This is a genomic window from Microbacterium arborescens (genome assembly GCF_030369635.1).
GTDB lineage: Bacteria > Actinomycetota > Actinomycetes > Actinomycetales > Microbacteriaceae > Microbacterium.
In genome coordinates this window covers 2,292,476-2,309,494 of record NZ_CP128474.1, presented here as the reverse complement: position 1 = coordinate 2,309,494, position 17,019 = coordinate 2,292,476, and the positions used below count along the sequence as shown (strand labels likewise).

The 17,019-nt window shown below is 69.5% G+C and carries 16 protein-coding genes and 1 tRNA gene; 12 read left to right on the top strand and 5 right to left on the bottom strand.

Annotation, left to right across the window (positions count from 1 at the left end):
* Positions 1–55 precede the first annotated feature (55 nt).
* The 4 genes from QUC20_RS11000 to QUC20_RS10985 all read left to right on the top strand — a co-directional run bounded on the left by QUC20_RS11000 (position 56) and on the right by QUC20_RS10985 (position 4,301).
* Entirely contained in the window at positions 56–1,528 is a 1,473-nt protein-coding gene (locus QUC20_RS11000) for a malate:quinone oxidoreductase (protein ID WP_289329890.1), read from the top strand.
* A gap of 5 nt (positions 1,529–1,533) precedes the next feature.
* On the top strand, positions 1,534–2,148 hold the full coding sequence (locus tag QUC20_RS10995; protein WP_289329889.1) for a thymidine kinase: 615 nt from the start codon (positions 1,534–1,536) through the stop codon (positions 2,146–2,148).
* A gap of 101 nt (positions 2,149–2,249) precedes the next feature.
* Entirely contained in the window at positions 2,250–2,969 is a 720-nt protein-coding gene (locus tag QUC20_RS10990) for a FadR/GntR family transcriptional regulator (RefSeq protein WP_289329888.1), read from the top strand.
* A 48-nt stretch (positions 2,970–3,017) separates the two neighbouring features.
* Complete coding sequence (locus tag QUC20_RS10985) at positions 3,018–4,301, top strand: alpha-hydroxy acid oxidase (protein ID WP_120264880.1); 1,284 nt, start codon at positions 3,018–3,020, stop codon at positions 4,299–4,301.
* Positions 4,302–4,419: 118 nt separating this feature from the next.
* Here the strand turns inward: QUC20_RS10985 and QUC20_RS10980 are convergent, their stop codons facing one another.
* The 4 genes from QUC20_RS10980 to QUC20_RS10965 all read right to left on the bottom strand — a co-directional run bounded on the left by QUC20_RS10980 (position 4,420) and on the right by QUC20_RS10965 (position 8,834).
* Complete coding sequence (locus tag QUC20_RS10980) at positions 4,420–5,184, bottom strand: HAD-IIB family hydrolase (protein ID WP_120264881.1); 765 nt, start codon at positions 5,182–5,184, stop codon at positions 4,420–4,422.
* Between the two features lie 61 nt (positions 5,185–5,245).
* A tRNA-Pro gene (locus QUC20_RS10975) sits at positions 5,246–5,319 on the bottom strand.
* 48 nt (positions 5,320–5,367) lie between these two features.
* Positions 5,368–6,297 (bottom strand): metallophosphoesterase, encoded by a 930-nt coding sequence (locus QUC20_RS10970; RefSeq protein WP_289329887.1) that lies wholly within the window; start codon positions 6,295–6,297, stop codon positions 5,368–5,370.
* Complete coding sequence (locus QUC20_RS10965; RefSeq protein ID WP_120264883.1) at positions 6,297–8,834, bottom strand: transglycosylase domain-containing protein; 2,538 nt, start codon at positions 8,832–8,834, stop codon at positions 6,297–6,299. The genes QUC20_RS10970 and QUC20_RS10965 overlap by 1 nt, the downstream gene beginning before the upstream one ends.
* Positions 8,835–8,941: 107 nt before the next feature.
* On the opposite strand from QUC20_RS10965, the gene sp36 reads away from it, so the two are divergent.
* From sp36 to QUC20_RS10950, 3 genes are all read left to right on the top strand, one after another.
* Positions 8,942–9,163, top strand: coding sequence for a Sp36 family protein (gene sp36 / locus QUC20_RS10960; protein WP_094261190.1), 222 nt, complete (start codon positions 8,942–8,944; stop codon positions 9,161–9,163).
* Positions 9,160–9,627 (top strand): RidA family protein, encoded by a 468-nt coding sequence (locus QUC20_RS10955; RefSeq protein ID WP_289329886.1) that lies wholly within the window; start codon positions 9,160–9,162, stop codon positions 9,625–9,627. Before sp36 ends, QUC20_RS10955 begins: the two co-directional genes overlap by 4 nt.
* A 102-nt stretch (positions 9,628–9,729) precedes the next feature.
* Positions 9,730–11,469 carry a Na+/H+ antiporter gene (locus QUC20_RS10950; RefSeq protein ID WP_289329885.1) on the top strand — a complete coding sequence of 580 codons (1,740 nt, stop codon included), beginning with the start codon at positions 9,730–9,732 and terminating at the stop codon, positions 11,467–11,469.
* 39 nt (positions 11,470–11,508) lie between these two features.
* Here the strand turns inward: QUC20_RS10950 and acs are convergent, their stop codons facing one another.
* On the bottom strand, positions 11,509–13,473 hold the full coding sequence (gene acs / locus QUC20_RS10945) for an acetate--CoA ligase (RefSeq protein WP_289329884.1): 1,965 nt from the start codon (positions 13,471–13,473) through the stop codon (positions 11,509–11,511).
* Positions 13,474–13,886: 413 nt separating this feature from the next.
* Here acs and QUC20_RS10940 point away from each other — a divergent pair, with 413 nt between their 5' ends.
* From QUC20_RS10940 to QUC20_RS10920, 5 genes are all read left to right on the top strand, one after another.
* Positions 13,887–14,903 carry a TadA family conjugal transfer-associated ATPase gene (locus tag QUC20_RS10940; RefSeq protein WP_289329883.1) on the top strand — a complete coding sequence of 339 codons (1,017 nt, stop codon included), beginning with the start codon at positions 13,887–13,889 and terminating at the stop codon, positions 14,901–14,903.
* A complete protein-coding gene (locus QUC20_RS10935; protein WP_120264889.1) occupies positions 14,900–15,802 on the top strand; it encodes a type II secretion system F family protein in 903 nt (300 codons plus the stop codon). The genes QUC20_RS10940 and QUC20_RS10935 overlap by 4 nt, the downstream gene beginning before the upstream one ends.
* 90 nt (positions 15,803–15,892) lie before the next feature.
* Entirely contained in the window at positions 15,893–16,093 is a 201-nt protein-coding gene (locus QUC20_RS10930; RefSeq protein ID WP_289329882.1) for a DUF4244 domain-containing protein, read from the top strand.
* Positions 16,090–16,428 carry a TadE family type IV pilus minor pilin gene (locus tag QUC20_RS10925; protein ID WP_120264891.1) on the top strand — a complete coding sequence of 113 codons (339 nt, stop codon included), beginning with the start codon at positions 16,090–16,092 and terminating at the stop codon, positions 16,426–16,428. Before QUC20_RS10930 ends, QUC20_RS10925 begins: the two co-directional genes overlap by 4 nt.
* Positions 16,428–16,745 (top strand): helicase, encoded by a 318-nt coding sequence (locus QUC20_RS10920; protein WP_289329881.1) that lies wholly within the window; start codon positions 16,428–16,430, stop codon positions 16,743–16,745. Before QUC20_RS10925 ends, QUC20_RS10920 begins: the two co-directional genes overlap by 1 nt.
* Positions 16,746–17,019: the final 274 nt, after the last annotated feature.

Sequence of the window (17,019 nt, the reverse complement as noted above, 5' to 3'; positions counted from 1 at the left end):
CGGGGCCGCGGTGCGGCGGGATGACGCCCGCCGCACCGGGATAGACTGGTGCATCGTGAGTGAAAAGGTCGACGTCGTCCTGATCGGCGGGGGCATCATGAGTGCCACGCTCGGTGTGCTGCTGAAGCAGCTCCAGCCCGATTGGAAGATCGAGGTGCACGAGCGCCTGTCGGATCTGGCGCAGGAGAGCTCGAACCCGTGGAACAACGCGGGCACGGGCCACGCTGCGCTGTGCGAGCTGAACTACACGCCCGAGGCGTCGGACGGCTCCGTCGATCCGGGCAAGGCGATCACGATCAACGAGCAGTTCCAGCAGAGCCGTCAGCTGTGGGCGTCGCTCATCGAGCGCGGCATCCTGGACGAGCCCTCCACGTTCATCAACGCGACGCCTCACATGACCTTCGTCCGCGGTGAGAAGGACGTCGCCTTCCTCAAGCGGCGCTACGAGGCGCTGAAGGACCAGCCGTTGTTCGCGGGCATCGAGTACTCCGAGGACTCCCGTGTCATCAACCAGTGGGCGCCGTTGCTGATGCAGGAGCGGCGCAAGGGCGAGCCGTTCGCCGCGACGCGCGTTCCGGCGGGCACGGATGTCGACTTCGGGTCGCTGACCCGTCAGCTGTTCTCCCACCTGCAGGAGCAGGGCGTCGAGGTCATCACCGACCGCGAGGTGCGGACGATGACCCGGCAGAAGGACGGCTCGTGGCGAGTCTTCTGGCGCAATCGCCTGGGCAGGACCCCCGGCCACACCGACGCGCGATTCGTGTTCGTCGGCGCGGGCGGCTGGGCGCTGAAACTGCTGCAGAAGTCGGGGATCCCCGAGATCAAGGGGTACGGCGTCTTCCCGATCGGCGGACAGTTCCTCAAGACCACGAACCCCGCCGTCGTGTCGCAGCACAAGGCGAAGGTGTACTCGCAGGCCTCCGTCGGCGCTCCGCCGATGTCGGTTCCCCACCTCGACACGCGCGTGGTCGACGGTGAAGCCTCGCTGCTGTTCGGACCGTTCGCGACGTTCAGCCCGAAGTTCCTCAAGAACGGTCGCATCACCGACATCGTCGCCCAGGTGCGTCCGCACAACCTGTTGCCGATGCTGAAGGTCGCCGTCGACAATCCGAGCCTGATCTCGTACCTCATGGGCGAGCTGCTGAAGAACCACCGCAAGAAGGTCGACTCGCTTCGGGTGTTCATGCCGACCGCGAAGGACGAGGACTGGGAGCTGATCCAGGCCGGCCAGCGCGCTCAGGTCATGAAGAAGGACCCCAAGAAGGGCGGCGTGCTGCAGTTCGGCACCGAGGTCGTGACCTCGGCCGATGGCTCGATCGCGGGCCTGCTGGGCGCCTCGCCGGGCGCTTCGACCGCGGCATCCATCATGCTCGGACTGCTGAAGACCTGCTTCCCCGATCGCATCGCTGGCTGGGAGCCCGAGCTGAAGAAGCTCATCCCGAGCTACGGCCAGCCGCTCAACCCGCGCGCCGATGCGGCCCGCGCGTCGATCGCGGCGACGGCCGAAGCGCTCTCGATCAACCCCTGACGGGCATGGCCAAGCTCTACTTCCGTTACGGGGCGATGAACTCCGGCAAGTCGACGGCTCTGCTGCAGGCGGCTTACAACTACGAGGAGCGCGGCCAGCACGTCCTCCTCGCGAAGCCCGAGATCGACACCAAGGGTGCCGGGCAGATCGCCAGCCGGCTGGGTGTCGAGCGCGACGTCGACTTCCTCGTCGGCGGCGACGACGACCTCCGAGCCGTGTTCGGCGTCCATCGCGAGCGTGTGCGGGCGGAGACGGGGGCGGATGTCGCGTGCCTCCTCATCGACGAAGCGCAGTTCCTGACGTCGGAGCAGGTCGACGATCTGCTCCGGACCGTGGTCGAGGAGAACGTGCCGGTGCTCGCCTACGGCATCCGCACCGATTTCCAGACCCGGGCCTTTCCCGGATCCGCTCGTCTGATGGAGCTCGCGCACAGCCTCGAAGAGCTCAAGACGATCTGTCGCTGCGGGCGGAAGGCGCTGTTCAACGCCCGTCTGGTCGGCGGCCGCTTCGTGTTCGAGGGCGACCAGGTGGCGATCGACGAGCTCGCCCGCGACCGCGTCACCTACGAGTCGATGTGCGCCGAGTGCTACCTCCGCGAGTCGGGCGGTCGTCTCGCCTGACGAGTCGGGCCTCTGATACGTTTCACGACGCGGCCGTCTCGGGCTTTGCGCGGTCAGACCACAAGATGTATCGTGGTCCGGCCACCAACGAGAGGGGCGTCATGGCTGACGGAACCCCGGCGCGCGCCTGGCGCGTCGTACTGGAGAAGATCGAGTCCGATCTTCTCGCCGGCAAGCTCGGTCCCGGCGACCGGTTGCCATCCGAACGCGACCTCGTCGCCCAGCTCGGGGTCGGACGTTCGAGCGTGCGAGAGGCGTTGCGCGTGCTCGAAGTCATGGGCCTCATCCGCACCGCGACCGGTTCGGGCCCCAGCGCCGGCGCGATCGTGGTCGCGCGGCCGACCGGCGGCATGCAGGCTCTGCTCCGCCTGCAGGTGGCCGCGCAGGGCTTCGCGATCTCGGATGTCGTCGACACTCGTCTGCTGCTCGAGGAGTGGGTCGCGGGGGAGCTCGCCAGCTCGTCCGACGTCGATCTCGATCGGGCGCGCGAGGCGTTGCATGCGATGGATGCCCCCGGCCTCAGCCCCGCCGACTTCCTCGCGCTCGATGCGCAGTTCCACGTCGCCCTGGCCGAGGCATCGGGCAACGAGGTCGTCGCGGCGATGATGGCAGGCCTCCGCTCGTCGATCGAGGACTACGTGCTCGAAGGCGCCGCGCGCATCCCTGATTGGAACAGCGCGGTCGACCGGCTGCGCGACGAGCACAACGCGATCGTGGCCGCGATCGACGAGCAGCGCGTCGCGGATGCCCGCATCGCTGTGCGCGATCACATCACCGGGTACTACGCGTCCGCGAACCCCGTCCGGCCCGAATCCGCCTGAACCATCCGGCCCGACCCCTTCGGCCATCTGCCGGAACAGAGGAGAAACATGGTCACCCGCCAGCTGCCCAAGATCCCCGAGCTGCTCGAACTCATGCAGTTCAAAGCTCCCGACCTCAACGGTCGTCGTCGCCGGCTCTCAGCGGCCCTGACGATCGACGACCTGCGGACGATCGCGAAGCGTCGCACGCCCAAGGCCGCATTCGACTACACCGACGGTGCCGCGGAGGGCGAGATCTCGCTCGCGCGAGCGCGCCAGGCGTTCCAGGACATCGAGTTCCACCCCGACATCCTGCGTCCGGCCGAGTCGGTCGACATGTCGACGGAGATCCTCGGCGGACGTTCGGCGCTGCCCTTCGGCATCGCCCCGACGGGGTTCACGCGCCTCATGCAGACCGAGGGCGAGAGCGCCGGGGCATCTGCGGCGGGAGCCGCCGGCATCCCGTTCACCCTCTCGACGCTCGGGACGACCTCGATCGAGGGTGTGCGCGCCGCCAACCCGCATGGGCGCAACTGGTTCCAGCTCTACGTCATGCGCGATCGCGAGATCTCGTACGGTCTGGTGAAGCGGGCCGCGGAGGCGGGCTTCGACACGCTCATGTTCACCGTCGACACCCCGGTCGCCGGCGCGCGACTGCGTGACAAGCGCAACGGATTCTCGATCCCGCCCGCCCTGACCGTCGGCACGATCGTCAACGCGATCCCGCGGCCCTGGTGGTGGATCGACTTCCTCACCACACCCAAGCTCGAGTTTGCGTCGCTGACGACGACCGGCGGCACCGTCGGCGAGCTCCTCAACGCCGCGATGGACCCGACGATCAGTTACGACGACCTCGAGGTCATCCGCGGCATGTGGCCTGGAAAGATCGTCGTGAAGGGCGTGCAGAACGTCGAGGACTCCAAGCGTCTCATCGACCTCGGCGTCGACGGCATCGTGCTCTCGAACCACGGTGGTCGCCAGCTCGACCGTGCACCCGTGCCGTTCCACCTTCTGCCCCAGGTCGTGCGTGAAGTCGGCAAGGATGCGACGGTCATGGTCGACACCGGCATCATGAACGGCGCCGACATCGTCGCCTCGGTCGCGCAGGGCGCGAAGTTCACGCTCATCGGGCGCGCGTACCTCTACGGCCTGATGGCGGGCGGTCGCCAGGGCGTCGACCGGACGATCGCGATCCTCCGCAGCGAGATCGAGCGCACGATGCAGCTGCTCGGTGTCTCGAGCCTCGACGAGCTCGAGCCGCGTCACGTCACGCAACTGCAGCGGCTCGTGCCGATCGCAGGCTCAGCGCCGCGCCGCACCGCCGCGCGCGCCAAGACCGCGTCTCGAGCCTGACGGCGGGACGCGCGGCGGGACAGGCGGGTAGCAAAGCAACGGGCCCCGGAGCCGGCAGTCGGTCGACTGCGGGCTCCGGGGCCCGGATGCGTTCCGCGATGTCGTCCGCGTCAGCGGGTCATCGCAGGGGGAGCGTGGGGATGAGCTGGTCGAGGAAGTCGGCGGTGTCCTCCCAGCCCTCGACCGCGTGGCACGCCACGCCCATCGCGAGCACGGGGTAGTCGTTGCCGTTCTCGTCGAGGCGGTCTCCGACGAACAGGATGTCGTCCTGGGGGATGCCGGACTGCTCGATGAGACGCGTCATGCCGTAGGCCTTGTCGATGCCGCGCTCGGTGATGTCGACGGACGTCGACCCGCCCGCGCGCACCTCGAGGTCGGGGATGCGGTCTGCCACCGCCGCGCGGAGTGCGTTCTTCTTCTCGCCGGTCGGATCCCACGCCATCTTGGCGTCGACGGGAGCCTGCTGACCCAGTGCGGAGAAGGTGATCTGCGATCCGCGGTCCTCGAGAATCGGGCCCCAGGTCTCGCTCTCCCACAGGTCGAGGCGGCGCGCTTCCTCCTCGACCGCGGCGAGGGCGCGCGACTTCTGGTCGTCGGTCAGCGACCGAGCGTAGATCGTCTCGATGCCGGCGGGGGAGAGGCGGTAATACTGCGTGCCGCACGTCGGCAGCAGGTGGAAGTGCGACAGCAGCTCGGCATCCGTCTCCGGCAGCTGGTCGACGACCTGCGCCGTGAACTGCGCGAGCTGTCCGCCCGAGATGATCGCGACCTCGACGCGGGCCGCGAGATCCAGGAGCTGGCGTCCGATGCGGGGATCGATGGCGCTCTTCGAAGGGGCGAGGGTGTCGTCGAGGTCGAAGGCGACCAGGCGGGGGATGGGCATCCGTGCTCCGTTCTCCGGTGGCATGAAAGAGGCCCCGCCTCGCGGCGGAGCCTCTTCGCTGTCGGGGTGACAGGATTTGAACCTGCGGCCTCGTCGTCCCGAACGACGCGCGCTACCAAGCTGCGCCACACCCCGTGGCAACCCTCCAAGCTTACCCCGATCTCGTCCGGAAGACGAATCGGCTCACGCTCGCGCGCGCAGGGTGAGGACGGATGCCTCGGGGCGGCAGCCGAACCGTACGGGGGCGTAGATCGAGTGGCCGAGGCCGGCGCTGACGTTGAGCGGCACGTCGTCGGGTCCCCACGTGCTGAGCCCCCGCGCCTGGTCGAGCGGGATGTCGCAGTTGGCGACGAGAGCGCGCGACGAGAAGGGGATGCGGACCTGCCCGCCGTGCGTGTGGCCGCCGAAGATCATGTCGGTTCCCAGGTCGACGAAACGGTCGAGCACGCGACGATACGGGGCGTGGGTGACGCCGAGCGTCAGGTCAGCGCGCTTGCGACCTTCCAGAGCCGCCAGGGCGCCGGGGAGGGCGTCGAGGTCGTCCCAGTCGCGGTGCGCGTCGTCGACACCGACACCAGTGATCCGCAGCCCGGAGACGCGCACCGCAGCGGCCGCGTTGTCGAGCTCGGACCAGCCGAGGTCGTCGGTGAAGAAGGCATCCATCGCCTCGGTGTCGAGCTTCGCGGCGGTCTGGGGGTACTTCGAGGGCCCGGTGAAGTAGCGCACGGGGTTTCGCCCGCTCGGCTCGTATACGTCATTCGACCCGTGAACGAAGAACCCGGGCACTCCTCGCAGGGGAGAGAAGGCGCGACGGATGCCGTCGAGACCGCGGGTGTGCCCGAGGTTGTCACCCGTGTTGATCACCAGGTCGGGCTGCGTCTGCTCGGCGAGCTCGGCGATCCACCGCTGCTTGCGCTTCTGCCAGGGCGCCATGTGGGCATCGGAGAGGTGCAGGACGGTGATACTCGGGCTGCCCGGTGGCAGCACGTGGAGCTCGTGGCGCCGTGCGGTGAACAGGTAGCGCTCGATGCCGACTCCCCAGACGATCGCACCGCCGGCGCCCAGGGCGCCGGCGGTGGCGATCGTGGAGAGCGTCTTGTGGACGCCTGCCATCAGCAGTTCTTCGCGGTGTACTCGATGGTGATCTGCGTGCCGCGGCCGACCGCCTCGCCGGCTGCCGGGCTCGTGCCCGTCACCGTCGGCTGCGGTGGGTCGTCCTTCTCGGTACACGCCGTCGTCACGCTCGTGAAGCCCGCGGCTCGCAGTTGGCGTTCCGCCTCCTGCGGGTTGCCCGTGACCGGCGGTACCGTCGCGCCCTGACCGTTGCTCGGGGCGATGGTCACCGTCGTGCCGCCCGGGGCGCGGCCCGCACCCGGGTCCTGCGACACGATCCGGCCCTCGGGCTCGGTCGAGTCGGTGGGCTCGGCGACGTTCACCGTGAAGCCGGCCGCCTCGAGGGTGCCGCGTGCCTCGTCCACGGTCTGCCCCACGACGTTCGGCAGATCCGTCAGGACGTTCTTCGTGAGGTTCGTGTCCGGGGTCGGGAAGCGATCGCCACCGAACTTGGCGTTCGCCGCTCCCTGCATCTTCGGCCAGATCGCGTTTCGGATCTGATCGAGACGCCAGCCGTTGACGCGGTACTCGTTGAGCTTTGCGAAGCCGTCGACGTTGCCGACCCAGACCACGGTGGCGACCTTGGTGCTCGCGCCGTCCATCCACGTGTGCTCGTACTCGTGGATACCGGTCTTGCCGAACACCGGCACGCCGTCGAAGATGCGCGCGCCCTGACCCGTTGCATTCATGACGCCCTCGAGCGCGAAGGCGGCGGTGGCGGCGACGTTGGCCGAGATGGCCTGGTCGCAGCTGGTCTGCGGCGTGATGTCGGTGCCGTCGGACTTCACCGCCCGGTCGATGACCTTGGGCTCGCAGCGCATGCCGCCGCCGGCGACTGCGGCGTACGCCTCCGCCATGTCGATGGGCGCGACCGCGGCGGAGCCGAGTACGTCGTAGGGGTTGTTGTTGACGTCCAGCGGGTCGCCGTTGGACTGCATGACACCCATCTTCATCGCGACCTGGTTGGTCGAGCACACCGAGATGCGCTCGGCCATCGCGAGGAAGCCGGAGTTGAGGGAGTCTTCGGTGAACTTCTTGATGGTGCCCGAGTAGCCGTTGCTGCTCTGGAAGTTGCCGATCTCGTTCTGACGGCCGCTGTTGCCGGTGCGGACGTTCTGGGTGGCGCCGTCGCAGCTGGTCAGCACGCGCTTGTTCCCGACACGGCCGTTGATCACTTCGTTGATGGAGTGACCCTGCTCGAGCCAGTTGATGAGGCTGAACACCTTGTAGGTCGAGCCCGCGGAGTGACCACCGCCGCCGTCCTGGTTGCGCACGTTGTAGTTGACGGGCGTGGTGGAGTTGTCCGACGCGACGGGCGCGAACGGACGGTTCTGCACCATCGAGAGCACACGTCCGGTGCCGACCTCGACCTGGACACCCGAGGCGCCGAGGTTCAGGCGGTCATCGGTGGCGGGAACGACCGACATCGCGTCGAGCGCGGCATCCTGCAGCTGCGGGTCGAGCGTCGTGTAGATCTTCATGCCGCCGCGGCGCAGGTTCTGCTGGCGCTCTTCGAGCGACTCGCCGAAGGCCGGGTCGTCGAGGACGATGTTGCGGACGTACTCGCAGAAGAACTCCGCGCCGGCGGCGAGCTGGCAGCCCTGCGGGCGCTCCTGGATGTTGGGGGTGATGGGCTCCGCGACGGCGGCATCCCGCTCTTCCTGCGTGATCTTCCCGTCGGAGAGCATGCGGTTCAGCACGTAGACCTGGCGGTCCTTCGTCAGCTCGTAGCCGTTCGCGGCGCCGTTCGACTCACTGTCGGGGCGGTCGAGACGGTAGGTGTTCGGCTCCTGCACCATGCCGGCGATCGCCGCGGCCTGGCCGATCGTGAGCTGCGAGGCCGGCACGCCGAAGTAGTACTGCGCGGCTGCGCCGATGCCGTAGACGGTGCCGCCGAAGTGCGCGATGTTGAGGTAGCCGAGCAGGATCTCGTTCTTCGGATACCGCTTCTCGAGCTGAATCGCGTACCGCATCTCCTGCAGCTTGCGCTCGATGCCGTCGGTGCCGGAGGAGACGGTGGTCGAGCGGAAGCACGCCTCGACCTCGTCCTGCGACTTGGCCTCCTTCTCGCACGCCTGCTGCAGCACGTTCTTGACGTACTGCTGGGTGATCGACGAGCCACCGCGGGTGTCGCCGCCGCGCAGGTTGCCGAACACGGCGCTGGCGGTGCCGAGCAGGTCGACGCCGCCGTGGGTGTAGTAGTTCTTGTCCTCACTCGAGGTGATCGCGTCGAACATGACCGGCGCGACCTCGTCCCACGTGACCGGGATGCGGTTCTGGTCGTAGAACTGGGTCATGAGGACGTCGTTGCCGTCGGCGTCCTTGCGGTAGAACTCGGTCGGCAGCATGAGCTCATCGACTTCGAGATAGCTCGGCATGTTGTCGAAGACGTCGATCGCGCTGGTCGCGGCGTAACCCGACACGGCGATGGCGGGGGTCACGGTGGCGGTGACGAGGATCCCGGCCACAGCGCTCAGGCCGACCAGGCCGGCGAGACCGCCGAGCACACCGGTGGCCGTGCGTTTCTTGTGAGGCATAGGGTGATCGTAAGCGAGATACCTGGGCATCCGCCTCAGGACCACCCCTTGCGCGCGTGCCTCCGCGCATGTCGGCGCGCGAGCGACAGCCACAGAACGGAGCCCCGATGACGACGTGGGAGTACCTCACGACGCCCCTGCTGATCCACAACACGGCGGCGATCCTGAACAACTGGGGCAAGCAGGGCTGGGAGCTCGTGCAGGTCGTTCCCGGCCCCGAGGGCGGGCTCGTGGCGTACTTCAAGCGGCCCGTCGGTGGGGGAGCGGCCAACGCCGGTCTCGGTGCCGCCCATCAAGCGGCCCAGCAGTTCGAGGGGACGGGCGCATGAGCGTCTCGGCACGCCTGGCCGAACTCGGCATCCAGCTTCCTCCGGTCGTCCCGCCGGTCGCGGCCTACATCCCGGCGACCGAGCACGACGGACTCGTCTACACCTCGGGGCAGCTGCCCATGATCGACGGTTCGCTTCCCGCGACCGGCAAGGTGGGCGTGAGCGAGGGGCTCGTCACGGCCGACACCGCCAAGCAGCTCGCTCGTCAGTGCGCGCTCAACGCCATCGCCGCCGCGGCGGACGTGGCTGGCGGTGTCGACAACCTCGCTCGGGTCGTCAAGGTGACCGGCTTCGTGGCATCCGTTCCGGAGTTCACGGGACAGCCCGGCGTCATCAACGGCGCGAGCGAAGCGCTCGGCGAGATCTTCGGCGACGCCGGACGTCACGCGAGGTCGGCGGTCGGCGTTCCCGTGCTGCCGCTTGATTCGCCCGTCGAGGTCGAGGTCGTCTTCGCGCTCGTCTGATCCTCGGGCGCTCCGCCCATCGCGAACCGAGGGTGAAACACCGCCCGTGGGGTGGTCCGCGGCCCTACGCTCTGGTGTGGACCACGCGGAAAGGCGGTAGGGATGCAGGGACTCGAGGTCACGGTTCTGCTGGGCATCGCCCTTCTGGTCGGAACCGTTCTGGCTCCGCGGTTGCGCGTGGCCACTCCGCTGGTGCTGCTCGTGATCGGGCTGCTGCTCGGCTTCGTGCCCGAGCTGCGGACGATCGAACTGCCTCCCGAGACGGTGCTGCTGCTCTTCCTCCCGGTGCTGCTGTTCCGCGAGGCCTGGACGACGTCGCTGCGCTCGGTGCGCCGGTCGCTCCGGTACATCGTGCCGATGAGCACTCTGCTCGTCGTCGCCTCGGCGTTCGCCGTCGCGGCGGTCGCGACGTGGCTGGGCGTGCCGTGGGAGGCCGCGCTGGTGCTCGGCGCCGCGGTCGCCCCGCCTGATGCCACCGCTGTGGCCGCCCTCGGACGACTGCTCCCGCCCCGCACGTTCATGAAGCTCAAGGCCGAGAGCCTGACCAACGACGGCACGGCTCTCGTGCTGTACGCCATCGCCGTCTCGCTTCTGCTCGGCGACCAGGTCAGTGCCCTCTCCATCACGGGGATGGTGCTGCTGTCGTACCTCGGCGGGGCAGCGGCGGGCATCGCCGTCGCCGCTCTCGCGTTCCTCGCGCTGCGACGGATGCAGTCGACCCTGACGATCAACCTGACGCTGCTGCTCGTCCCCTTCGTCGCTTTCCTCGTCGCCGAGCTGCTCGAGGCATCGGGCGTCCTCGCCGTCGTCTTCGCGGGGCTCATCGTCGCCTGGGTGTCGCCGCGCATCACGACCGCCATGTCGCGCCGCGCAGCCGATGCCACGTGGCCGTTCGGGGTGTACCTGCTCAACGGCGCGCTGTTCGTGCTGATCGGGCTCGAGGTGCAGCTGGTGCTGCATGAGATCTCGCCGTCGGAGATCGGCATCCTGCTCCTCGTCACCGTTGCGGCGTGGATCGCCCTGTTCGTCGTCCGCTACCTCTTCCAGTGGCTGTTCTCGCCCTTCTCGCGGCCGGCGGCCGGGTCGAGCCGATCGCTCCGTCATCGCTCACGGGTCGTGAGCACCGTGTCGGGGTTCCGCGGCGCGGTGTCACTCGCGATCGCCCTCTCGGTGCCGATCACGACAGCATCGGGTGAACCGGTCGAAGGGCGCGACTCGATCGTGTTCGTCACCGCGGGGGTCATCGTGCTCACCCTGCTCGTGCAGGGGCCGCTGCTTCCCGCCGTCATCCGCTGGGCGAAGCTGCCCGCCGACGACGCGGCGATCGAGGAGTACGAGCTCGCCCAGCGGGCGATCTCCGGTGCCGCCCTGGCGGCCCTCGACGATCTCGCCGCCGAGCACGGGGTCAGCGACCGCGTGCGCGACCGTGCGCGCCATGAGGGGTACGAGCGCCTCGAGCTGGCGAACGCGCGGGCCGTCGCGCGGCTGCGAGCCGCCGAGGAACGCGACGCCGATGCCGATATCGACGGCGAGCCGGATGACGAGGATGCCTCGCGCATGGGCCCCGTGCCGCCCGGGCCGGTCGATGGCGACGGGCACCGGCCCGCGCCGCAGCTGGAGATGCTCGCCGTCAGCGACGACATCGACCTCACGCAGCGCTCGCCGCTCATCCGGCACAAGGAGGCGACGCGGCTCCGACTGGCGATGCTCGATCGCAAGCGCGAGGTGCTGCTGCGCCTGCGGCGCGACGGCACGATCGACGATCTGGTGGCACGCCGCATCCTCGCCGACCTCGACATCGAGGAGATCCGGGCTCGCGGCCTCGATCGCGACGCCGAGTGACGCGCCTCGCGCCGCCGTGGGGCGGCGCGAGGCTGCGGGCTACTTCAGCTGAGCGCTGATGACCGACATGACCGCGGTGTCGGCGAGTGTCGTCGTGTCACCGACCTCGCGACCCTCGGCGACATCCCGCAGCAGGCGTCGCATGATCTTGCCGGATCGGGTCTTCGGCAGCTCGCCGACGATGTAGACGTCGCGGGGCCGTGCGATAGGTCCGATCTGCTCGCCGACCCACTGCCGGAGCGAGGTCGCGAGGCCGTCGGGGGAGTGCGCGTCGAGGTAGCTCTGCTTGATGATGACGAACGCCACCACGGCCTGTCCCGTGGTCTCGTCGGAGGCGCCGACCACGGCCGCCTCGGCCGTCGACTCGTGCGCGACGAGCGCGGACTCGATCTCGGTCGTCGACAGGCGATGGCCCGAGACGTTCATGACGTCGTCGACGCGTCCCATGAGCCAGATGTCGCCGTCGTCGTCGAGCCGCGCGCCGTCGCCGGCGAAGTAGTAGCCCTGCTTCTGGAACTTCTCCCAGTAGGTCTCGACGAACCGGTCGGGGTCGCCCCAGATGCCGCGCAGCATGCTCGGCCACGGCTCGGTGATGACCAGGAGTCCGCCGTTGCCCTCGCCGACCCGTTTGCCCTCTTCGTCGACGACGTCGATCGAGATGCCGGGGAGCGCGACCTGGGCCGATCCGGGCTTGGTCTCGGTGACGCCCGGCAGCGCCGAGATCATGATCGCGCCGGTCTCGGTCTGCCACCACGTGTCGACGATCGGTGCCTTCTTGCCGCCGATGACCTTGCGGTACCACATCCACGCCTCGGGGTTGATGGGCTCGCCCACCGATCCGAGCAGGCGGATGCTCGACAGGTCGTACTGCGCCGGGACCTGACGGCCGACCTTCATGAACGAGCGGATCGCGGTGGGGGCGGTGTAGTAGATCGTCACCCCGTACTTCTGGATGATCTCCCACGAGCGTCCGGAGTGAGGGGTGTCGGGGGTTCCCTCGTACAGCACCTGGGTCGCGCCGTTCGCGAGCGGGCCGTACGTGACGTAGCTGTGCCCGGTGACCCACCCGATGTCGGCGGTGCACCAGTAGACGTCGGTCTCGGCGTGCAGGTCGTGGACGACGCGGTTGGTGAACGCGGCCTGCGTGAGGTAGCCGCCGGAGGTGTGCAGGATGCCCTTCGGCTTTCCCGTCGTACCCGAGGTGTACAGGATGAACAGCGGGTTCTCGGCGGGGAACGCCTGCGCCTCGTGATCGGGGGATGCCGCGGGCACGACGTCGTGCCACCACAGGTCGCGCCCGTCGTTCCACTCGATGTCGTTGCCGCCGCGGCGCACCACGATGACGTGCTCGACGGTGAGCTGCGGACCGGCGCCCCGGTCGGACAGCGCCTGGTCGACGGCCGGCTTGAGCGGCGAGACCTTGCCTTTGCGGTAGCCGCCGTCGGCGGTGATGACGAGCTTGGCCCCGGCGTCGTCGATGCGGGTGCGGAGGCTGTCGGCGGAGAACCCGCCGAACACGACCGAGTGCACCGCGCCGACCCGGGCGACGGCGAGCATCGCGGCGACGGCCTCGGGGATCATCGGCATGTAGATGGCGACGCGGTCGCCCTGTTCGATTCCGAGCTCGGTGAGGACGTTGGCCAGGCGCTTGACCTCGTCGGTGAGCTCGCCGTAGGTCACGGCGCGGTCATCGCCCGGCTCGCCCTCCCACAGCAGCGCGACGCGGTCGCCGAGGCCCGCCTCGACGTGACGGTCGAGGCAGTTGTACGCGACGTTCAGCTCACCGTCGGCGAACCACTCGGCGAACGGGGGATTCGACCAGTCGAGCACCTGGGTGAAGGGCTTGTGCCAGTGCAGCTGCCGCGCCTGGTCGGCCCAGAATCCCTCGCGGTCCGCTGCGGCGCGCTCGTAGAGCTCCGCGGTGCCGACGGCGGATGCGGCGAACTCGGGCGACGGCGCGAAACGCCGGGTCTCGGTCAGCAGGTGGTCGATCTGGCTGCTCATACGGCACGCTCCTTCGCGGTCGATGGCGCCGCGCACGGCGGCGTGCGGTCAATCTAGACCGCGACGAGATCAGGAGACTACCGCCGATAGTGGGTGGTCGTGTCACGCCATGCATGGCGTCGCCTGATTGGGTCGCATCGGGTTCGGGAGATAAGCTGATCGACGGCTGCGACATCGATCGCGCCCGTGACGGCCCGACCTACCCCCCAAGCGGCGGGACGTTGCGTGGACGGCACCCCTATCCCCCAATGTGGGGTGCCGTCCTTCTTCTTTTCCTCGGGGGAGCGACTCACTCGCACGGAAGGCGACGGGTTCCTCGTCGAGACTTCTCCCCAGCGCGGCACCGATCTGAGCTGTCCCCTGTTCGGGTACGTGGGTCGGCTGACGGTTCTGACCGTTCCTAATGTCGGGGCATGGCATCAACATTCGTCGTCGCACCGCGCTCGGGCTCCGTTGTCGCCGCACGGCGCGAACCGACATCGCCAGCGAAACCACGGCGCCAGCTTCCCGCCGACGCGGCGTTCGATCCGTTGCGTGAGCATCTGCTCGACCCGGATGCGACGGATGTCTTCGTCAACGGCGAACGCGGTGTCTTCGTCGACCGTGGTGGCGGCGCCGAGGCCGTTGAAGGGTGGCGCCCGAACGAGGCGGAGGTGCGTGCGCTCGCCGTGGCGTTGATCGCCCTCGGCGGACGTCATCTCGACGATGCGACTCCCTGTGCCGACGTGCGGTGGGCCGGCGGTATCCGAGTGCACGCGGTGCTGGCGCCGGTGGCCTGCGAAGGCTCCGCGATCTCGATTCGGCTTCCGGCGGTCGAGCAACTGAGCCTGGCCGAACTCGAGCAACGCGGGATGTTCGACGCCACGGTCGCCGAGGACCTCCGCCGACTCGTCGCGGATCGGACCAATCTCCTCGTCACGGGGGCGACGGGCGCCGGGAAGACGACGCTTCTCGCGGCGTTGCTGTCAGCCGCGAGGCCGACCGAACGGATCGTGACGATCGAGGATGTCGCCGAGCTGCGGCTCGACCATCCGCACCATGTCCGGCTCGAGGCGCGCCAACCCAATCTCGAGGGCGCCGGGGCCGTGCCGCTCGCTCGGCTGGTGCGGGAGGCGCTCCGCATGCGACCCGATCGGCTCGTGGTGGGCGAGTGCCGCGGTGAAGAGGTCCGCGAGTTGCTGACCGCCCTCAACACGGGCCATCACGGCGGAGCGGGGACGGTGCACGCGAGCGGTCTCGCTGACGTCCCGGCCCGGCTCGAGGCGCTCGGTGCGCTGGCGGGGCTCGACGATCACGGCGTCGCCCGACAGGTGGTGAGCGCGATTGGCGCGATCATCCATGTCGGTCATGTCGACGGCGCGCGACGCGTCACGGGGATCGCCCGGCCGGTCCTTCGAGGCGGAAGACTCGGGATCGAGGAGCGGGCGTGAAGCGGCGGTGGCGGCGGGCCCATTCCGCGGCTGAAGCGGATGCCGCGGCGGTGGCCGGTGTTGCCCCGGCCCTGCACCGTCTCGCTGTGCTGCTCGAAGCCGGTATCGCGCCCGACAGGGCTTGGGAACATCTGGCGGCGTCGGGCGACTCGGCACCTCGCCGCGTGGACGAGCGACGTCGGGCGGGTGAACCGCTCACCGGTGCCATTGCTGCCGAACCCGGAGCCTGGCGAGAGGTCGCCACTGCCTGGCATGTCGCGACGACCGTGGGAGCGCCGCTTGCGCGCACGCTGCGAGGGATGGCCGAGGCGCTGCGCGACGCCGAGCAGGCCCGTGATGACATTCGCGTCGCGCTCGCCGAGCCCACAGCCACGGCGCGCCTCGTGGGATGGTTGCCGCTCGTCGCTGTCGGGCTCGCCCTCCTGCTCGGCTTCGACGTCGTCGCCACGGTGCGCCATCCCGTCGGCGCGACGTGCCTCGTCGTCGGCGCGCTGCTGATGGCGACAGCGCACCTGTGGACCCGTCGCCTCGTCGCCCGAGCCCGACCCGTGGGCGGTGTCCCCGGGATGTCCGCCGAGCTGCTAGCGATTGCGCTGTCGAGCGGTGTGTCGACCCGCCGGGCAGAGGAAGTCCTGGCGTCCGTCGACGTCGCGCTTGCGCCAGCGGACCGGGAGGTCCTCGGACTCTCGACCGCGGCCGGGGTGCCCGCGGTCGACCTGCTGCGCGCGACCGCAGACCTGGAGCGTCACCGTGCCCGCATCGAGGGCCGGATGAGGGCGGCGCAGCTGACATCACGGCTCTTGCTGCCGCTCGGAGTGTGCACGCTGCCCGCGTTCCTCCTCATCGGCGTGGCACCGATGCTCCTCAGCGCGATGAGCAGCACCTCGGTGCCGCTGTGATGTCGCGACATCCGCGCGGGTTCGACCGCGCCAGACCAGACCGTGCCCACCGTGCCCATGACGAACACCTGACAACCGAACGGAGCAGACATGACCCCATCCCTTCCCCGACTGACGCGCACGCGCGCCGCACAGCTGTTCGCCGACGAATCCGGCGCCGCGACCGCCGAGTACGCCATCGCGACGATGGCCGCCGTCGCCTTTGCCGGCTTGCTGGTGATCATCATGCGCAGCGACGAGGTGCGCGCCATCCTCACCGACCTCGTGCGGCGGGCGTTGACCGTCGAATGAGACTCCGCCGAGACGATCGCGGCTCGGTCGCCGCCGAGTTCGCGGTCGTCGTCCCGGCGGCGATGCTTCTGGTGCTGCTCGCCGTCGCCGCGTTGGCGGCGGCGGGCACGCAGATCCGCCTCGAGCACGCGGCGGCGCAGGCGGCGCGGCTCATCGCGCGGGGCGAGGATGCCGGGCGGGCGGCGGCCGCCGTTCAGACAGCGGTCGGGGGCGCGGCGCTCGACGTCCGATCCGACGGGGACCTCACGTGCGCGACAGCGACCGCGGGCCACGGCATCCCTCTGCCCCTGCCGCCGCTGCGCGCGGAAGCGTGCGCGCTGTCGGGCGGGCTCTGATGGCTGGGGTTGCCACCGCCGTCGGCGTTCTGGCGGTGACGGCGACGGTCGCGGCGGGCTGCGCCCTCGCCGGGGCCGCCGCGATCCAGTCGGCGCGGGTGTCAGCCGTCGCCGACACGGCGGCGCTCGCCGCAGCCGACACCGCGCTCGGGTTCATCGGGGGAGTGCCGTGCGACCGAGCCGCGCAGGTCGTCGCTCGGTCGGGGCACGCGCTCGCCGCATGCGAGATGGATGGCGTGGTCGCGACCGTCCTGGTCGAGTCGACGGCCGGAGTGTTCGCCATTCAGGCGCGCTCTCGAGCGGGCCCGCCGGAATGATCCCATCGATGTCGCGATCGCCATCGCGCACCTTCCATCCGGGAGAGCGGCCCGGTCGCTTCAGCCACCGGGCCTGGCCGAGTGGGACTGATCAGGAACCGCCGGCGTGCTGCGATCGTATGGGTGTCGCGCATTCGATGCTCAGCCGTCATCCGCAATGCGTGGTTCCGTATGCCGGCGCCCCCGTGCAGCCGGCGGTCGCATACGGCCCACCCGAGGGTGTATTCCGCGGGCACGCGCGCGCCCGCGCGGCCCTCGCTCGCCGACATGCCGA

Coding starts and splice junctions, on each gene's coding strand:
- QUC20_RS10995 (WP_289329889.1), top strand. CDS start 1,534: ATGGCCAAGCTCTACTTCCGTTACGGGGCGATGAACTCCGGCAAGTCG.
- QUC20_RS10990 (WP_289329888.1), top strand. CDS start 2,250: ATGGCTGACGGAACCCCGGCGCGCGCCTGGCGCGTCGTACTGGAGAAG.
- QUC20_RS10985 (WP_120264880.1), top strand. CDS start 3,018: ATGGTCACCCGCCAGCTGCCCAAGATCCCCGAGCTGCTCGAACTCATG.
- QUC20_RS10980 (WP_120264881.1), bottom strand. CDS start 5,184: ATGCCCATCCCCCGCCTGGTCGCCTTCGACCTCGACGACACCCTCGCC.
- QUC20_RS10970 (WP_289329887.1), bottom strand. CDS start 6,297: ATGGCAGGCGTCCACAAGACGCTCTCCACGATCGCCACCGCCGGCGCC.
- QUC20_RS10965 (WP_120264883.1), bottom strand. CDS start 8,834: ATGCCTCACAAGAAACGCACGGCCACCGGTGTGCTCGGCGGTCTCGCC.
- sp36 (WP_094261190.1), top strand. CDS start 8,942: ATGACGACGTGGGAGTACCTCACGACGCCCCTGCTGATCCACAACACG.
- QUC20_RS10955 (WP_289329886.1), top strand. CDS start 9,160: ATGAGCGTCTCGGCACGCCTGGCCGAACTCGGCATCCAGCTTCCTCCG.
- QUC20_RS10950 (WP_289329885.1), top strand. CDS start 9,730: ATGCAGGGACTCGAGGTCACGGTTCTGCTGGGCATCGCCCTTCTGGTC.
- acs (WP_289329884.1), bottom strand. CDS start 13,473: ATGAGCAGCCAGATCGACCACCTGCTGACCGAGACCCGGCGTTTCGCG.
- QUC20_RS10940 (WP_289329883.1), top strand. CDS start 13,887: ATGGCATCAACATTCGTCGTCGCACCGCGCTCGGGCTCCGTTGTCGCC.
- QUC20_RS10930 (WP_289329882.1), top strand. CDS start 15,893: ATGACCCCATCCCTTCCCCGACTGACGCGCACGCGCGCCGCACAGCTG.
- QUC20_RS10925 (WP_120264891.1), top strand. CDS start 16,090: ATGAGACTCCGCCGAGACGATCGCGGCTCGGTCGCCGCCGAGTTCGCG.
- QUC20_RS10920 (WP_289329881.1), top strand. CDS start 16,428: ATGGCTGGGGTTGCCACCGCCGTCGGCGTTCTGGCGGTGACGGCGACG.